Source organism: Streptomyces sp. NPDC006259, assembly GCF_042870975.1.
Classification (GTDB): Bacteria; Actinomycetota; Actinomycetes; order Streptomycetales; family Streptomycetaceae; genus Streptomyces.
Genome location: NZ_JBIAHY010000005.1, coordinates 478,609 through 494,209 on the forward strand (window position 1 = coordinate 478,609; position 15,601 = coordinate 494,209).

The window sequence follows — 15,601 nt, forward strand, 5'->3', positions numbered from 1 at the left end:
CAGCGGCCGTTCTGGGCGGGCGTCCTGGAGTCTCAGGCCGGAGCATCCTGCCGTTGACGACACGAACGGTGCTCGGGCCTGCCTTGCCCGCGACCTGGCCGCCTACCCCGAAATCCTCGCCCTCGCCCTCTTTCACGACGGTGCGACCCGGCAGGCCCTCGTCGTCCTAGTCCGGATCGCGTACGTCGGGGGCCGGGGTGCGCATGACGCGCCAGCTGGTGCGCGACGTAGGGGCACCCGTCACCCGGCACGGTGGATGGGCATCCATTGCCAAACCATGAGTCCTGCATTGCCAACGGCGACCCAGGCGTCCTGCGGTGACGGGCGGGCGTTGCCTGTCAGGTGCCGACGGCGGTAACACCGAACATCAAGGTCCGGCGGCTGACGTCATAGTGCACGGTCGGTGTGCTGCGCAGGAGGTCCTGCAGCACGTCGGCGTCGTCGGCATCGACGGTCAGCACCTCCTCCCAGGCACCTTCGTCCAGCACGAGTTGCAGGGTGAGCGTGCCCCGGGCAGCGGGCTCACCGGCGACCCAGCTGAACTGGTAGTGACTGAGCTGGCGCACCTTGATGCTGTCGTCCGTAACGGGTTGCGTCACCTTGGTCGTAGCAGCTCTGGGCATGACGGCTCTTCTCGCGTCGGGGGATGCGGGTGCGGGCAGCCGACGGCTGGAGGACAGGACACGGATGTCTCCGCGGCCGCGGGCTACCGAACTCAGACTGAAGGTGACCGGCGGCGCCCGCCAGGCGAGGTGCCCACTTGGCCGAGTCCCGTCCCCCCGAGCTGCTGACAACAGCACCGGTCCCGTTCTCGAGCCCCTCGTGAGCGGCGCGGCGCCGCGTGCCAGGCCGTCACCGCCGCCGGCGCCGGGTCGAGGAAGCGCTTCGGGGCGTCCAGCAGTCCAAGTGGCGTATCACGGCATGCGGGTGGAGGCGGACGCTGGTGGAGTTTGCTGTGTCCCTGACCTCCACTTCCTGGAGATACACCATGCTGTCCTTCCGTAAGACCTTCGCGGGCGTTGCTCTTGCCGCTGCCGCGGTGATGGCCGGTCCCGGCATCGCCTCGGCCAACGACCACTCCGAGCGGGGCGAAGGGCCGGCGCCCTACGGGCAGTGCAACGACTTCACCACGCAGCTCGGAGCGGTGAACGTCAACCAGGGCCCGGTCTGCATCGACTTCGGCCCTCTCGACGAGGCCGGTGAGACCAAGGGCGGTGGCGACGACGTGAGCTTCGACTGCAACGCCGCCGTCACCCAGGTCGGCCTGGTCAACGTCAACCAGGGCCCGGTCTGTATCGACTTCTGAACCGCACGCTGAGCAGCGGGCTGCCCCCAACCGTCGTCGACATGCTCGTGTCGACAACGGTTCGGGGCAGCCGCATGCGGTCGGGAAGGCGACGTGCGCCCAGTTGATCCTCAGGGCGAGATCTGGATGCGTTGTGTCGCCACCTGGAAGACGGCACCGGTCTCCAGATTCTTCAAAAGGGCCTTCACGTAGATCTCCTCGCCGCCCAACTCGGTGTCCAATTGATCGCTTGTTTTCCTGAACGTGGCAGTCAGCGTGGTACCGGAAACGGGCGAAACGTTGGAGGCGCGAGTACGGCCGATGAAGTCGTCATCGGAATCGTCCTGCTCCCACAGTTCGGCCCATGCCTGGAAGGGGAACTGATTGCTGATCTCGAACGAGGAGAAGTTGAGGGTACGTGAGAACTTGATGGTCCAGTTGTCCCCTGACTGCTGCGCTGTGAAACTGCCGGGGACGATCGACGCGGCGGGGAGGGGCAGGCCAGGCGCCGTACGACTGAGGGTTCCGATCTCGGAAGGCGGCGTGGCTGTGGCCGCTGAAGACGCAGGAATGCTCCCGGCCAGAGCCGCTATCACTGCTGCGGATGCTAGTGCCATTCGATTACGCATGATGACCTTCCAACCCGTACAGGGGTGAACAAAGCCGATCAGTTCGCCAGTCTGCCAACTTGCGATGCGTGACCATGCGGTCCGAAAGTGTGGCCGGCACATGCCTTGAGGAATCCCGCGTGCGGCCCGTTCGTCACGTCCATGAACGCCGGGTGAATTCGCGGGTCGTTGGCCGACTGTGATGGGCCGTTTTCGAGGACTCCGGCTCAGGGAGTTCTCTGTGAAATCATACTTCCAGGGCCGGTCCGTGTCCCTTTGAGGGGTCGGTCAGTCGATCGGATGTATCCGTCCGATCAGTGATCGCTCCGATCTCCGGGAACGAAGGCGCCGGGCCCGTGCCCCGCCGTGAGTGCCGCACTGTTCGGCCCGCGTCGACGAGCACCAGGCCCCGCCACCCGTCCCCCTTGGGCCGTGCGCTGTCGAACCGTCCGTGGGATACGGTCCGCGCCATGTCGATCACGGGATGGCGGGTGCACTTCCCTCGCAGGGAGCGCGGCGACCAGGCGAAGTGACGCCGTTCCTGCGAGAGTTCGCCTCGCTGTTCGCCGGACTCGATGAGTGGCTGGACGAGGGGGAGCACCGGAGGGGCAGCCGTTCCCGCCCAGGCCGAAGGGCGAGTACGACGTCGAGCTGAACCGGTACTCCTCGGTGTGGCCGGTGTCGTCGTCGTGGAACAACGCAGGCTGCCCACCTCGTGATCTGCGCACGTTCTTCGACTCGTCGTGGTGCGCGCGAGCGAGTGCAGTTGGCGTGACGCGACCGCGAACGACCGCGCGGCGTACCCGTGGTGGCGCCGGCGGGACGAACACGGGCCGCACGGTGAAGACGGCGCCTGGGGCCGGGAGGTGTCCACGGTCACCCAGTTCCGTCTGTGGGCGATCGAGCACCCTCTTGTACGGGCGAACCCGATCCGACGGCGCGCCGCGGCCGCGTGGTCGCCGTGGACCGCCGGCGCCGGGCCGGGGAGCCGTGCGACAGGTCCCGGCCGAGGCGTCGCACCGGTACGGCAGAGAGCGCTGAACCGATGGTGAGAGTCAGGCGGCGACGAGTTCCCGCTCGCGGTCCGGGGTCTCGACCTTGGGCTTCTTGTTCGGCAGCGAGAGCCGGAAGACCTTGTGCCAGGCGGAGAACACCTGCTTGGGCAGCGGGCCGGTGACGTACTCCAGCTCGTACTTCTCGAACAGCGCGCGCACCTTGACCGCGACCTCGGCGTACCGGTTGCTCGGCAGGTCCGGGAAAAGGTGGTGCTCGATCTGGTGGGACAGGTTGCCGGTCATGAAGTGCATGGCCTTGCTGCCGCTGATGTTCGCCGAGCCCATCATCTGGCGCAGGTACCACTGGCCGCGCGTCTCGCCCTTGATCGACCGGCGCTCGAAGACCTGCACGCCCTCCGGGAAGTGCCCGCACATGATCACCGAGTGGGTCCACAGGTTGCGGACCAGGTTGGCGGTGAACGTGGCGCCGAGCGTGGTGAGGAAGGACGGGCCCGACAGCAGCGGGTGGATCACGTAGTCCTTGAGCACCTGCTTGCGGATCTTGCGGCCCACGGCCCTGGCCCGCGCGCGGAACTCCGGATTCTTGCGGCGGCGCTTGTTCAGGTTCTTGCCGAGTTCCAGGTCGTACGCCGCGATGCCGTACTCGAAGAAGCAGGCGTTGAGGAAGTTCCACAGCGGCTGGCCGAGGTGGAACGGGTGCCACTTCTGGTCCTCGTCGACGCGCATGATGCCGTAGCCGAGGTCGTTGTCCTTGCCGATCACGTTGGTGTACGTGTGGTGCAGCTCGTTGTGCGAGTGCTTCCACTGCTCGGCCGGCGAGACGTGATCCCAGTCCCAGGTCGTGGAGTGGATCTTCGGGTCCCGCATCCAGTCCCACTGGCCGTGCAGGATGTTGTGGCCGATCTCCATGTTGTCCATGATCTTCGCCACGGACAGACCGGCGGTGCCGATCAGCCACGCTGGCGGGAAGATCGAGAACAGCAGCACGCCCCTGCTGACCAGCTCGAGCTTGCGCTGCGCCGAGATGACCTTGCGGATGTAGGCGGCGTCCTTCTCGCCGCGGCCGGCGATCACCTCGTCGCGGATCGCGTCCAGCTCGCGGCCGAGCTCCTCGATCTGCTCCGCGGTCAGGTGGGCGGTGGGGTCGATGGCGGTCAAGTTGCTCCTACCGTTCGATGTCGCAGGGGCCCGCCGCGGCGGACACACAGGTCTGGATGAGGACGCCCGGCTCGGCCTCGGTGATCTCGCCGGTGCGCAGGTCGCGGACGGCGCCCGCCTTGAGCGGCGAGACGCAGCCGAAGCAGATGCCCATGCGGCACCCGGACGGCATGAGCACGCCGGCCTCCTCGCCGACGTCCAGCAACGGCGTGGCGCCGTCCGCGTCGACGGTCTTGCCGGTGGCGCTGAACGTCACCTCGCCGCCGTCGCCGGCGACGACGATGCTGGGGCGGAAGCGTTCGGTGTGCAGGCGCTCTTGGACGCCATGCTCGGTCCAGTGCTTCTCGGCGGCGTCGAGCAGGCCCGCGGGCCCGCAGGCCCAGGTCTCACGCTCGGCCCAGTCGGGCACGAGTTCGTCGAGACGGGCGATGTCGAGCATGCCGTCCGTGTCGGTGTGCACCTCGGTCAGACGCAGCTTCTTGTCCGCGACCAGGTCGTGCAGCTCGTCGCGGAAGATCACGTCCTGCGGCTGGGGCGCGCAGTGGACCATGACGACGTCGTCGAACTCGATGTCGCGCAGCATGCCCATCACGGGCGTGATGCCGCTGCCGGCCGTCAGGTAGAGCACCTTGGCGGGCCTGGCCTCCGGCAGCACGAAGTCACCGGCCGCCTGGTCGAGCTGGATCAGCGTGCCCGGTTTCACCCTGCGGACCAGGTGGTTGCTGACCTTGCCGTCCGGGATGGCCTTCACGGTGATCGTGACGCGGCCGTCCCGGCGGTTCGTCGGCGAGGTGACCGAGTAGGCACGCCACAGGCGCACCCCGTCGACGTCGACCCCGATCCGCACGTACTGACCGGCCGTGTGGCCGCGCCAGCCCCGTCCCGGCCTGATCACGACGGTCGCGGCGTCACTCGTCTCGGGGAGCACGGCCTCGATGCGCCCACGCAGGTCGGCGCCCGCGCGCAGCGGGCTGACCAGGTCGAGGTAGTCCGACGGCAGCAGCGGCGTCGTGACCATCTCCAGCAGTTTCCACGCCCTGCTGCGGAGGGCTGTACTCGTCATGACTCCAGCTTGCTGCGCCTCAAGGCGTAAAGTCCTGACCGTAGGACGTGAATCTGGCTGGCTGAATTGTTCGCAGGGAATAGAAACGTGAGCCATGCAATCCAGAGGGCCAGCGAACTGGCCCTGGATGAGACGACGGTCACCGCACTTCGGGCGGCGCTGAAGACGACCGCCGACGAGGTCGTCCAGGCGATCATCGACGAGGTCCCTCCCTACGCCAACGCCCTTTCGGGCAACATGGGCGGCACCATCCGTCGAGCCGTCCGCACCGCCCTGGGCCACTACCTGGATCTCGCGAGCGGAAAGACCCGAGGCGTCGACGCCGGTGACGCAGCCTACGAGCTGGGCCGGGGCGAGGTGCGCGACGGCCGTTCGATGGACGCCCTGCTCAGCGCCTACCGCGTGGGCGCCCGCGTGGCCTGGCGATGTCTGGCGGCGGGCGCCGTACCCGCAGGTCTGCCCGCCGCCGAGGTCGCCAAGTTCGCCGAGCTGACGTTCGCCTACATCGACGAGCTCTCCGCCGCGAGCGCCGCGGGCCACGCCGACGAACTGGCCGCGCGCGGCAGGGACCACGAGCGCCACCTGGAACACCTGGCCCGCGACCTCCTCGCCGGCGCGAGCCCGGACGTGCTGCTGGCCTCCGCTCAACGGGCCGGGTGGCAGCCTCCGGTTTCGCTGACCGCGGTCCTGCTGCCCGCCGCCCAGGCCCGGCCTGCCTACCGCGCGCTCGACCCGAGCAGCCTCGTCCTCGACGATCTGCCGGACGCCTTCGGCGTGCTGCTCGTCCCCGATGCCGACCGATCACATCTCTTGAGGCAGCTGACCGACCGCACCGCAGTGGTCGGCCCGGCCCGGCCATGGACTCGTGCGTCCGACTCGTACGCCCGAGCGGTACGCGCGCGCTCCCTCTCCTCCGATATTCGCGACACCGAGGAACACCTGCCCGAGCTGGTGCTGAGCGCCGACGTGGACGCGTTCGCAGACCTGCGTGACCGAGCCCTCGCACCGTTGCGGACCGTGCCCGCCGCGACCGCGCGGCGGCTGGAGGAGACGTTGCGGGCGTGGCTGCTGCACCAGGGCAGGCGGGACGAGGTGGCGGCGGCCTTGTTCGTCCATCCCCAGACCGTCCGGTACCGGATGTCCCAGCTGCGGGGGCTGTTTCCGGATCTCGCATCGCCACAGCGGGTCCTCGAACTGACGCTGGCGGTCGGGCTCCGGGTCGGCTGACGCGTACTTCGACAGGCGTACTTCGACAGTCGCGCTTCGACGGTCGTACGTCGACCGTCCACGACCGCGCCGGCGAGCGGTCCGGGGCAGGGCCGGCTGCGCCTCAGCGGCATCCCTGACACATCTCCGCTGACCATGAAACTCGTCGGGTCGGACCAGGTCATCGACCTGTGGCCCACCCTGGTAGCCGCGCTCCGGACGTAGAGGGCTCCGCGACCCGCACGGGCCGGGTCGACCGGCGGCGCCCAGGCTGCGACGGCTCGGACAGTCCCGCCCCGCTCACCTCACCGAGGCGTCCGGACCGTGCCACTCGCAGAACAGCACGGTGGCGTCGTCCTCCAGCTGTCCCTGGTGGTAGTCCATGACGGCGTGCATGAGACGGCGCAGGGTCTCGTCGACGGGGAGGCTGTCGGCGTGGTGGCGGATGATGAAGTCCGTGAAGCGCTCCACGCCGAACTCCCGGCCGTCGCTGTCGCGGGCTTCGGTGATGCCGTCGGTGAACATCAGCAGCCGGTCGCCGGGCTCCAGCTGCTCCGTGCACTGTCTGATCGGCAGGTCGAGCCCGCTGCCCATCGGCCCGGCCGGCGGGCAGTGCAGCGTGCTGGCCCAGCGGCCGCCGCGGATGAGCACCGGCAGCGGGTGGCCGCGGTTGACCCAGCTGAACTTGCCGGTGTTCAGTTCCAGGTCGGCGAGGATGCCGGTGGTGTAGCGGCTGTGCCCGAACTGCTCGACCAGGGTGCTCTCGATGGCCTCGCTGGCCTGGGGGATGGTGGCGCCGGCGCGGCGGTGGCTGCGGCAGGTGGACATCGACAGGGCCGCGGTCAGGCCGGCGGAGGTGTCGTGGCCCATCGCGTCGAAGACCGCCAGGTGCAGGGTGTCATCAGCCATCGCGTACTCGAAGGCGTCCCCGGCCACCTGGTAGGCCGGTTCCATGAAGGCGCTCACCGTGACCCGCTGGTCGGAGAAGGTCCTCGGCGGCATCAGCGTCCACTGCAGCTCCGCCGACACCCCCATCGGCCGGGTGCGGATCAGCCGGGCGTGGGAGTCGCTGTTGGCCCGTTTGGAGACCAGCAGCAGCCCGGCCACCGACGCCAGCGCCCGCACCACGTCCTCATCGGGCTTGTCCCCGTCGCCGGGGCCGGACTCGACGAGCAGGACACCCAGGCGCTCGGCGCCGTCGCGCACCGGCACCCAGCACACCCCGCCGCGCGCCGGCACCTTGATCTCGGTGAGCTGGTAGGCACGGCCCGGCAGCGTGCCCTCGATCCGGTACTCCTCGCCGCCTTCGCCCGCGCTCAGGCCGATGCCGGTGACCTCGCGCAGCACTTCCTCCTGAAGGTCCGCCACGAACAGCCGCGCACCGCCCACGCCGGCCTCCTTCGCCGCGGTGTCGAGCAGGCGCGGCAGCTGCTCGAAGGGCGCCGCGTGACTGGCCTCCAACAGCCCGGCCAGCGCCCGTGCCAAGTCCTGCGCCGTCATACCCGCCTCCGCAACCCAGGACCCGTCAAGCCGACATCCCGCCCTTCCACCCTTCCGCACTCCGCACTTCCGCACTTCCGCTATGACCCATTCCCCATAAGCGCGAGATCACAGGGGGTTCGTTCGTGAGCCGACGAAACATGCGCGACCGGCACCTACAGGAGCCCGAAGGAGGAACCATCGGCGCGACCAGCCGGCCCCGGCCCCTTTGGCGGGTGCAGTCATGTCGACGGTCTTCATCGGCAACCTACTACGTGCGCCCAGCACACATCGTGGGGTCGCCGGAGGCCGGTGCGCTCCGGCGGGCACCACCTGGTGCTCGAGCTGGACGGCGTGGCCCCGTCCGGTGGGACAGCTACGGCGAGCCCGGCCCGGTCGCCGTGGTCCACGTGGCGCCGCAGACCTCGCCCGTCGGCAGTCCTCGACGCCACCGGCCTGACCGACGCCGACGGCTGCCCCCTCGACCGTCACCGCTACGGGGCCGAGGGCAGCCGGCGCAGGGACTTCCGACCCCGCTTGCTCAGGTTCGGGTCCTGGACCAGCTCGTCGCGGACCGGCCCTGCCGACGGATGGCCGACCTTGGCCAGCGTGTGCACCGTCGCCACGCGCAGGCGCTCTTCCACGTCAGGATCGCGGGCGAAGCGCAGGAGGTCCTCCGCGCCCCGGGGATCACGGTGGAGCGTCATCACGTAGGCCGCGTTGATCCGCGTCCGGGTAGGGCAGGCGGGATCGTCGGCGATGGCCTTCATCCGCGCCACGCCGTACGCCTCCTCGATCTCGACCGCCATGAGCGCCGCCTTGAACCACAACTCGCCTCCGGCCCGGGCGTCGATCCAGCTGTCGAGAAGGGTGAGGCCGAGTGGCCGGTGCAGATGGGTGAGCTGCCGAACGATGCTCAGCCGGACGTCGTCGTCCCGCCCCGGATCGGACGCCAGGTCCACGATCAGGTCGAGGCCGCTCTCGTCGTCGGCGCGGACCATCGCCGTCGCGGCCGCCACCCGGCCCTGCAGACTGGTCAGCCGCGGCGAGCGGGCCAGTTCCCGCAGCGCCGCCAGGCCCTCGGACCTGCTCTCGGCGAAGGCGAGCAGCGCGTCGGCCGCGTCGACCCGGGAATCGTCGATCGCCAGAGCGGCGAGGGTCTCGGCCAGCGGTACGGAGCCCGGATCCAGCTCGTTCACCGTGTCGATGTCGATCGAGGCCCCGAACCGGGCCCGTCCGCCGACCTTGATGGCCCGCTTGAGCTTCTCCACCGCCGGCGCCTGCACCGAGGCCGGGAGGTAGGTGCCGAGCCGTTTCTGTGCGGCGAGGAATGTGCAGCCGCTGATGCCGGCGGACGACGGCAGCTCGTCGAGATCCGCCGCAGCGGCATCGGTGAGCCGGTCGATGAGGAAACCGAGGTAGGACATGTTCTCGCCATCGGCGACGGCGGCCGACCAGATCCGCCGGCCCCAGCCGCCCCCTGGCTGGTAGCCGGGAACCGGCCGCCACGGCCAGTGCCGCCGCCGGTGAGTGCGGAGGACGCGGCGCAGCTCCGCCACGCCGTCCTCCCGGGCATCACAGACAGCACAGGCGGCCAGGAACTCCTCGTACGTGCGGTGCGCGAACTCCAACTCCTCGCCCCGCTGCTGAAGAACCCCGCTGCGCCGGAGGCACGCGACGAGCTGTTTTTTCCACCGCCCGTCCGGCACTCCGGCCGGCGACTCGGTGAGTGGTTCCTCCAGCAGGACGTCCGTGACCGAACAGGCAGGGCTGCTCCTCCGCCGACGGTCGGCCACCCGCGTCAGCAACGTACGAAGTTTTGCGGGTGACATCGTGGACAGGGCGACGACGCGCTCCGCGACCGAGGGGTCGAACCAGGCCGGTGCCCAGGTCTCGCCCGGTGTGCCCGCATGATGCTCCGGCCGGGTGCCGGTGGACGGCGTGGGCGTCATCAGCAGGGTGACGACGTCGTCGTACACGGCCCCACGGGTGCTGCCCAGAGGCCGGTCCGGATGGGCCTTGTACAGCTGGCAGACGAGGGCACCGATCATGGGCAGCTCGACCAGGTCGGCGAGACCGGCCTCGTCGATCGCAGCCATGAGGCCGTCGACCTTGTCCGGGCCGAGCCGCGCCGCGGCCAGTTCCCGGACGTCACCCGCTTCGAACCGCAGAAGTTGGAAGCAGACGGGCGCCGCCTCCTCCAGATCACTCCGCTCCTGCTCGGACAGCTGCCGCGTGGCGACCACAAGGCGGTGGGTGTCCGGCCGTTCCGCGACCCATCGGACCGCGTCCCGCAGCACGTTCCGGCGTGCTTGGGCGTTGGTGATCTCGTCGAGGCCGTCGAGCAGGACCAGCCAGTGGGCGCCGGGCGCCGGCGCGTGGGCGAGGAACGGTTGCGCGAGGTGCTCGTCACCGAACGACGGGGCCGGGACACGGACCGGCAGCGCACCGGACCGGACTCCGGCCTCCCACTGGCGGCAGACGTCGAGCTGGTGACGTCGTAGCAGCTCGGTCTTGCCGCCACCGGGATCGCCGAGCAGCACCACGAGCGGTCCGGCGGTGAAGACGGCGGCGCTCGCCGGCCGGGCCGTCGAACGGTCGGCAGGACGCCCGTCCTGCCAGCTCACCACGGACTGGGCGACGTAAGGCGCGGAGGGTTCTGCGTGGCGGCAGACATCGGCGAGGTAGTCCCCCAGCGGGGAGCGCTCCTCCTCCACGAGGACTGCCTCGCGATCCCGCCCGACCGTCCGGCTCGGGGGCCGATCCGCAGCCGCACGCTCGGCGTACTCGTACGCTTTCCGCCGGACATCGGCCTTGGCCTCCAATGCCCGTGCGATCGCCTGCGCCGTCTCCGGGCTGGGGAGTTTGCTCCCGCTGAAGATGCCGCTCAGATGCGCGGGCGACACTCCCGCCCTCTTCCCGATCGTCCGCAACGACGGCTCACCCGCGTCATGACGTAACCGCTTCAGCAGGGCCACAAGGTCGCCGTGGCACCCTGCTGGGCCCTCCGATGCACTCATCCGAGCCCCCTCGCATCCTCGCGGGCAGCGTATCGGTGGCAACCGCGCTGTTCACCCAGTTCACTGAACACGGCGTGGTCCTCGTCCGTTCGGCCAGGTCAACCGCCCTGATGCGCATACGGCGTTCGATGTTCTGCCGTGCACACCGCAGGTTCGCCTTGGCTGGAGCCGCGGCAGATCAGCCGTTCCCTCAAGGCCTCAGGAGACGCCATGAGCCGTAAACCGTTCACCCTGCGCCAAGCCGTCCTGTGCGGCGGCGCCGCGGCGGCCGGCACGAGCGCCGGAACCGTCGCCGAAACCATCGCGAGCCATGCTCCGGGCGTCGGTCCGCTCGCCACCGCCGTCGTGGCGCTGTGGGTTCTCGACAAGCTGAACGCGCTCATCGACGACACGAAGCCGTAGACGATCGGTCCGGCGCCGGGGCCTGAAGGGCGGGTTGGCTCCGCGCGATCTGCGTTGGCCGCCCGGAGGAGACGTCGCAGACGACGATCGCCGCGTCGAGGATGAGCCGTCGGCGACACGGCCGGCTCACAGAGGTACGGCCCAGCCCCGGGGGAGGGGAGCGGACCGCAGTTGATCTCCACGGTATCCATACCGGCTCGGACCCACCGACCGGGCGGGCACTCATCGGCTGCACGACCGCATGCCGCGCACCCCGCCGAAAGTTTTTCGGACAACTCCGTCCGATGGCGATGAGTTTCGTAGATCCGACCCGTCTGACCTGGTGAAGCAACCACGAGTCCGGAGGAACCTCAGATGCGTACCTTGATCAGCACTGCCTTCATCTCCCTCGACGGCGTCGTGGAGGCCCCGGGCGGCGAGCCCGGTTACCGGAACTCCGGGTGGACCTTCAAGGACGTCGAGTTCCTTCCCGAGGCGTTCGACATCAAGGGCCGGGAGCAGAAGGAGGCCACCGCGATGATGCTCGGACGCGCCAGCTATGAGGCGTTCAGCCCGGTATGGCCCGACATGGAGGATTTCGCCGACTACAAGGTGATGCCGAAGTACGTCGTCTCCACCACCCTCACCGAGGACGACCTGGTGTCGAACTGGGGCGAGACGAAGATCCTGCGCTCGCTCGACGAGGTGGCCGCACTGAAGGAGACCGAGGGCGGCCCGATCATCGTTCACGGCAGCGCCGCCCTGAACCACAGCCTTTCCGACGCCGGCCTGATCGACCGTTACCACCTGCTCGTCTTTCCGCTTCTGCTCGGTGCGGGGAAGCGTCTGTTCAGCGCCACGGACAAGGACACCCAGAAGCTGAAGCTGGTCGAGCATGAGGCGTACGCCAACGGCCTGCAGAAGAACGTGTTCGATGTCGTCCGCTGACAGGGCGCCCGCACTCGCCCTGCCGTCACGTCTGCGGACGTGGCACCCGCCGGAATCGGGCAAGAGGATCACTACGACATGACAGGCAGGACATCGCACAAGACCGCACCAACGAAGGGCCCCGCCGGCTGGTTTCGTCGATCGAGAGGAAGCGCGGCCGGCGGATCGCGAAGTGGAAGGACCCTGTCCACACCTCGGCCCTGACCAAGCACAGGAAACTGGTCACCCGGCTGACGGCCGAGCACGGACTCGGTCATGGACGCGCCAAGAGGTACGGGATCGAGGGCGAGGCAGGGGTGGACGGGCGGCAGCTGAGTGCAGGGTTCCCGGTGCTCAGCTGTAGTAGGCGATCTTCTCGTCGAGTACTTCCATGGCCCGGGAGAGCGCTGCCGCCCGCTGTTGCAGGGTGGCGCGGCGCTCGCGGAGGAAGGCGACCCGGTCCTGCGGAGAGTGCTCGGCGCGAAGAATGGCGACGAACTCCCGTAGGTCCGCAATGCCGAGGCCGGCCTCGCGGAAGCACGTGACCAGGCCGATCCAGAAAAGGTCGTCCTCGGTGTACTCCCTGCGCCCGCCGGCGGAGCGACGGATCGGGCCGATCAGCCCTTCGCGCTCGTAGTAGCGCAGCGTGTCGATGGAGACACCCGTACGGTCGGCGGCCGTTGCCGGGGGGACGGTGGTCATGAGGCTCCTTCGGCAGGTGCTACCGCGCTTCGTCGAAGCGCGTCAGGTGCTCGTCGCTGAGCCGCACATGTCGTGCGGCGAGGGCCTCCTCGATCTGCTCCACCCTGCTGACGCCGACGATGGGATCGATGCCCTGCCGCATCAGCCACGCCAGGACGACCTGGTTCCTTGTGGCCGACAGCTCGGCGGCGACGTCGGCCAGGACCGCGAGCGCCTGGACGGTGCCGGGATGATCATAGGTTCGCGGAAGCGGCTTGTCCGCGCGCACGTAGGAACCCCACATCAGTGCGCTGTACGACCACACGGCGAGCCCGTCGGACCGCCCGAGGTCCAAGTCCTCGGCGGTGAGCATGCGGTGGCCGGCCTCCGCGACGGGGGTGAGCGGGCGCGGCTGGACGAGTGAGTGACGCAGTTGCAGGGCCGTCCACGGCTCAACGCGCTGCTCCCGCGCCAGTGACCGGGCGCGCTCGACGCGCCAGGCGGCATGGTTCGCCGCCCCGACCCGCAGGGCCAGCCCTTTCGCGACCAGCTCGCCGAAGGCGCCGACCGTCTCCTCCAGCGGCACGGTGCGGTCCTCGGCGTGGGCCCACAGCAGATCGATGTGATCGACTCCCAGACGTTCCAGGCTCCCCTCCACACCGGCGTGGACGGCGCGGGCGGAGAGTCCCTCCGCGCTGTTCGGCCACGAGTGCGGGACGAGTGGGTTCTGCCGGACCTTCGTCGCGATCCGTACCGCTTCGCGCGCGCCCGGGCGGGCCCGGAGCCAGGCGCCGATCAGACGTTCACTGGCGCCGCCGACGCCACTGGGGTCGGCCCAGAAGGCATAGCAGTTCGCGGTGTCGAGCCAGCCACCGCCGCCGGCGACGAAGGAGTCGAGGATCGCGAAGGCCCGGTCGGGTTCTACCCGGGTGCCGAAGTCCATTGTTCCGAGGACGATTTGGGGGTCGGTGGTGTTCATGCGGCCCATGCTCGTACCTGGAGCGCGCTCCAGGTCAAGAGAGGGGTTGGCCGGACGGTCCGGGGAACGGGCCCCCGGGGCGATCCGGGTGATCCGGTGGTACTCGGCGTACTGGTTCGCGGTGCTGCTCACGACGGGCGCGCCGGCGACGGTGCCGGGAGTGCGGGAGCGGCTGCGGTCCCGGGACGTCCCGCCGAACCTGACGAAGCGAGGTAGAGGGCGAGGAGGGCGACCTCACTGCTTCGGCCGGGGCCTGCTCCTCCGGGGCATCCTCTCGCTATGGCCTGCGGCGTTCCCATGGGGGCTCGGGACGGGGGAGACAGCGCGTGGACGGATCTCCCGCCCTCCACGTCAGGCGGAGACCAACACGATGACCACCATCAGGAACGCCACCGGAAGCACCGTGACCACCAGTGCCGCGCAGGCCGCCACAACGCGCAGCGTCCGCAGAGACCGACGGTGGGGCAATGCCCAGGCCAGGGCCAACAGGGCCAGGGGCGTATGGATCCAGCCTCCGTACTGCCCCATGGCCCCGTGGGACCGGACCGCGCCGTACTCCAGCCAGAGCAGTGGCAGACCGAGCAGGGAAGCGATGAGCGGGGCCTTCCACCAGGTCTGGTGAGTGCTGTGAAGGCGGTTGGCTTCGGTCTCGTTCGTCATGGGATCCACTGCAGCAGGGGCCGGCAGTGTGGAGCATCGGGGCGCGTACTCATGTGCGCTGTCGACCGTGCCTGAGTAGCACGTGCCGTGGAGGAGGGATGCGAGCCGGGCCCGTATGCGGCGGGTTGACGGGAGCGGCGCTCGCCGTGCCGTCCTGGCCGGCCGACAGAGTCCGACCACACCAGGAAGGGGCCGCCCGGCCCCCCTGCCGGGCACGCACGCAGCGCGCCCGGGCGCGACCTGCGACGCGTTCTGCGCCCACGCCCCTACGCACGTACGACCCGGCGGCCGAGGTTGCCCGTGAGTCCGAGCGCGCTTCCGCACCCGCCTGAGGTAGACGGTCGCCGCGGCGGGGAGCGCGAGTCAGTAGACGACTCCTGGAGTGCCGCGCCTCGTGGTGGAGTGGGCTGGCGGACGCTGCTGTCGAAAAGGCGTGGCTGCCCGTCAGCCGTGATGCGAAAATCAGTCCGCGTCTTGATCCAAATCCGCGTCCCGGAGGTCCGCATGGACATCGCCTCGCTGCTGCCGATGACCACGCCTCGGTTGTCGCTGCGTCTGTTCACTCCCGGTGACGCCGACGACCTGTACGCCTACCAGAGCCTGCCGAGCGTGGCGCGCTACCTGTACCGGCCGGCGCACACGCGGGAGCGCAGCGAGCAGCTTGCGGCCGAGCGCGCGGCGCACTCGGTCTGGTGCGCCGACGGGGACAAGCTGGCGCTCGCTGTGTGCCGACGGGATGAACCCGGCGTCCTTGGCGAGGTGACGCTCACCCTGGCCGATGCCCGCGCCGCCCAGGCCGAGATCGGCTGGACTCTCGACCCACGTCACCAGGGGCACGGCTATGCGACCGAGGCGGCCGGGGCGCTGGCCGGGTTCGCCTTCGACACGCTGGGCGTGCACCGGCTCTACGCACGGCTGGATGTGGAGAACACCGGGTCTGTGCGGGTCTGTGAGCGCCTCGGGATGCGTCGGGAAGCGCACCTGGTCGAGAACGACCTCGACGGGGATCGCTGGGGCAGCGAGTACATCTACGCGGCGCTGGCCGCGGACATGGGCGGCCAGTCCGGCAGTTGAGGCCGACGCCGCCTTCTGTCCGTGATCTCGGAGCCCGCGCAAGCGCCCTCTTGACCAGGCCGGA

Annotated in this window: 14 protein-coding genes and 2 pseudogenes; 6 read left to right on the top strand and 10 right to left on the bottom strand. The window is 69.6% G+C overall.

From position 1 onward, the window contains the following. Positions 1–338 precede the first annotated feature (338 nt). On the bottom strand, positions 339–623 hold the full coding sequence (locus ACFYO5_RS22815; protein WP_351220599.1) for a hypothetical protein: 285 nt from the start codon (positions 621–623) through the stop codon (positions 339–341). 365 nt (positions 624–988) lie between these two features. On the opposite strand from ACFYO5_RS22815, the gene ACFYO5_RS22820 reads away from it, so the two are divergent. After that, the gene (locus ACFYO5_RS22820; RefSeq protein ID WP_356565562.1) at positions 989–1,306 is read left to right on the top strand and encodes a hypothetical protein; all 318 of its coding nucleotides are present in this window, start codon (positions 989–991) and stop codon (positions 1,304–1,306) included. A gap of 110 nt (positions 1,307–1,416) precedes the next feature. On the opposite strand, the gene ACFYO5_RS22825 is transcribed toward ACFYO5_RS22820, so the two are convergent. The 3 genes from ACFYO5_RS22825 to ACFYO5_RS22835 form a co-directional block, all read right to left on the bottom strand. After that, positions 1,417–1,881 (bottom strand): hypothetical protein, encoded by a 465-nt coding sequence (locus ACFYO5_RS22825; RefSeq protein ID WP_388711473.1) that lies wholly within the window; start codon positions 1,879–1,881, stop codon positions 1,417–1,419. 1,067 nt (positions 1,882–2,948) lie between these two features. Beyond that, positions 2,949–4,067: a fatty acid desaturase family protein gene (locus tag ACFYO5_RS22830; protein ID WP_388711476.1), complete on the bottom strand. Its 1,119-nt coding sequence runs from the start codon at positions 4,065–4,067 to the stop codon at positions 2,949–2,951. Between the two features lie 7 nt (positions 4,068–4,074). Continuing rightward, positions 4,075–5,130: a ferredoxin reductase gene (locus ACFYO5_RS22835; protein WP_388711479.1), complete on the bottom strand. Its 1,056-nt coding sequence runs from the start codon at positions 5,128–5,130 to the stop codon at positions 4,075–4,077. An 87-nt stretch (positions 5,131–5,217) separates the two neighbouring features. Between ACFYO5_RS22835 and ACFYO5_RS22840 the strand changes: the two genes are divergently transcribed. Then, positions 5,218–6,357, top strand: a complete 1,140-nt coding sequence (locus ACFYO5_RS22840) for a PucR family transcriptional regulator (protein ID WP_388711481.1) — start codon at positions 5,218–5,220, stop codon at positions 6,355–6,357. 279 nt (positions 6,358–6,636) lie between these two features. On the opposite strand, the gene ACFYO5_RS22845 is transcribed toward ACFYO5_RS22840, so the two are convergent. The 3 genes and pseudogenes from ACFYO5_RS22845 to ACFYO5_RS22855 all read right to left on the bottom strand — a co-directional run. Continuing rightward, positions 6,637–7,836 carry a PP2C family protein-serine/threonine phosphatase gene (locus tag ACFYO5_RS22845; protein ID WP_388711484.1) on the bottom strand — a complete coding sequence of 400 codons (1,200 nt, stop codon included), beginning with the start codon at positions 7,834–7,836 and terminating at the stop codon, positions 6,637–6,639. Positions 7,837–8,309: 473 nt separating this feature from the next. Beyond that, positions 8,310–10,532 carry a hypothetical protein gene (locus ACFYO5_RS22850; protein WP_388712331.1) on the bottom strand — a complete coding sequence of 741 codons (2,223 nt, stop codon included), beginning with the start codon at positions 10,530–10,532 and terminating at the stop codon, positions 8,310–8,312. A gap of 93 nt (positions 10,533–10,625) precedes the next feature. Continuing rightward, positions 10,626–10,835: pseudogene (locus tag ACFYO5_RS22855) on the bottom strand (helix-turn-helix domain-containing protein); the annotation flags it as partial. Positions 10,836–11,045: 210 nt separating this feature from the next. Between ACFYO5_RS22855 and ACFYO5_RS22860 the strand changes: the two are divergent. The 3 genes and pseudogenes from ACFYO5_RS22860 to ACFYO5_RS22870 form a co-directional block, all read left to right on the top strand. Then, on the top strand, positions 11,046–11,237 hold the full coding sequence (locus ACFYO5_RS22860; RefSeq protein ID WP_388711487.1) for a hypothetical protein: 192 nt from the start codon (positions 11,046–11,048) through the stop codon (positions 11,235–11,237). A gap of 354 nt (positions 11,238–11,591) precedes the next feature. Beyond that, positions 11,592–12,164, top strand: coding sequence for a dihydrofolate reductase family protein (locus tag ACFYO5_RS22865; RefSeq protein ID WP_388711490.1), 573 nt, complete (start codon positions 11,592–11,594; stop codon positions 12,162–12,164). 128 nt (positions 12,165–12,292) lie between these two features. Continuing rightward, positions 12,293–12,418 (top strand): annotated as a pseudogene (locus tag ACFYO5_RS22870) (DUF4287 domain-containing protein); the annotation flags it as partial. A 79-nt stretch (positions 12,419–12,497) separates the two neighbouring features. Here the strand turns inward: ACFYO5_RS22870 and ACFYO5_RS22875 are convergent. From ACFYO5_RS22875 to ACFYO5_RS22885, 3 genes are all read right to left on the bottom strand, one after another. Further along, positions 12,498–12,845, bottom strand: coding sequence for a MerR family transcriptional regulator (locus tag ACFYO5_RS22875; RefSeq protein ID WP_388711492.1), 348 nt, complete (start codon positions 12,843–12,845; stop codon positions 12,498–12,500). A gap of 19 nt (positions 12,846–12,864) precedes the next feature. Beyond that, positions 12,865–13,803 (bottom strand): aldo/keto reductase, encoded by a 939-nt coding sequence (locus ACFYO5_RS22880; RefSeq protein ID WP_388712287.1) that lies wholly within the window; start codon positions 13,801–13,803, stop codon positions 12,865–12,867. A gap of 351 nt (positions 13,804–14,154) precedes the next feature. Then, entirely contained in the window at positions 14,155–14,463 is a 309-nt protein-coding gene (locus tag ACFYO5_RS22885) for a hypothetical protein (RefSeq protein WP_388711495.1), read from the bottom strand. 504 nt (positions 14,464–14,967) lie between these two features. Here ACFYO5_RS22885 and ACFYO5_RS22890 point away from each other — a divergent pair. Further along, positions 14,968–15,537 (top strand): GNAT family N-acetyltransferase, encoded by a 570-nt coding sequence (locus tag ACFYO5_RS22890; RefSeq protein WP_388711498.1) that lies wholly within the window; start codon positions 14,968–14,970, stop codon positions 15,535–15,537. Positions 15,538–15,601: the final 64 nt, after the last annotated feature.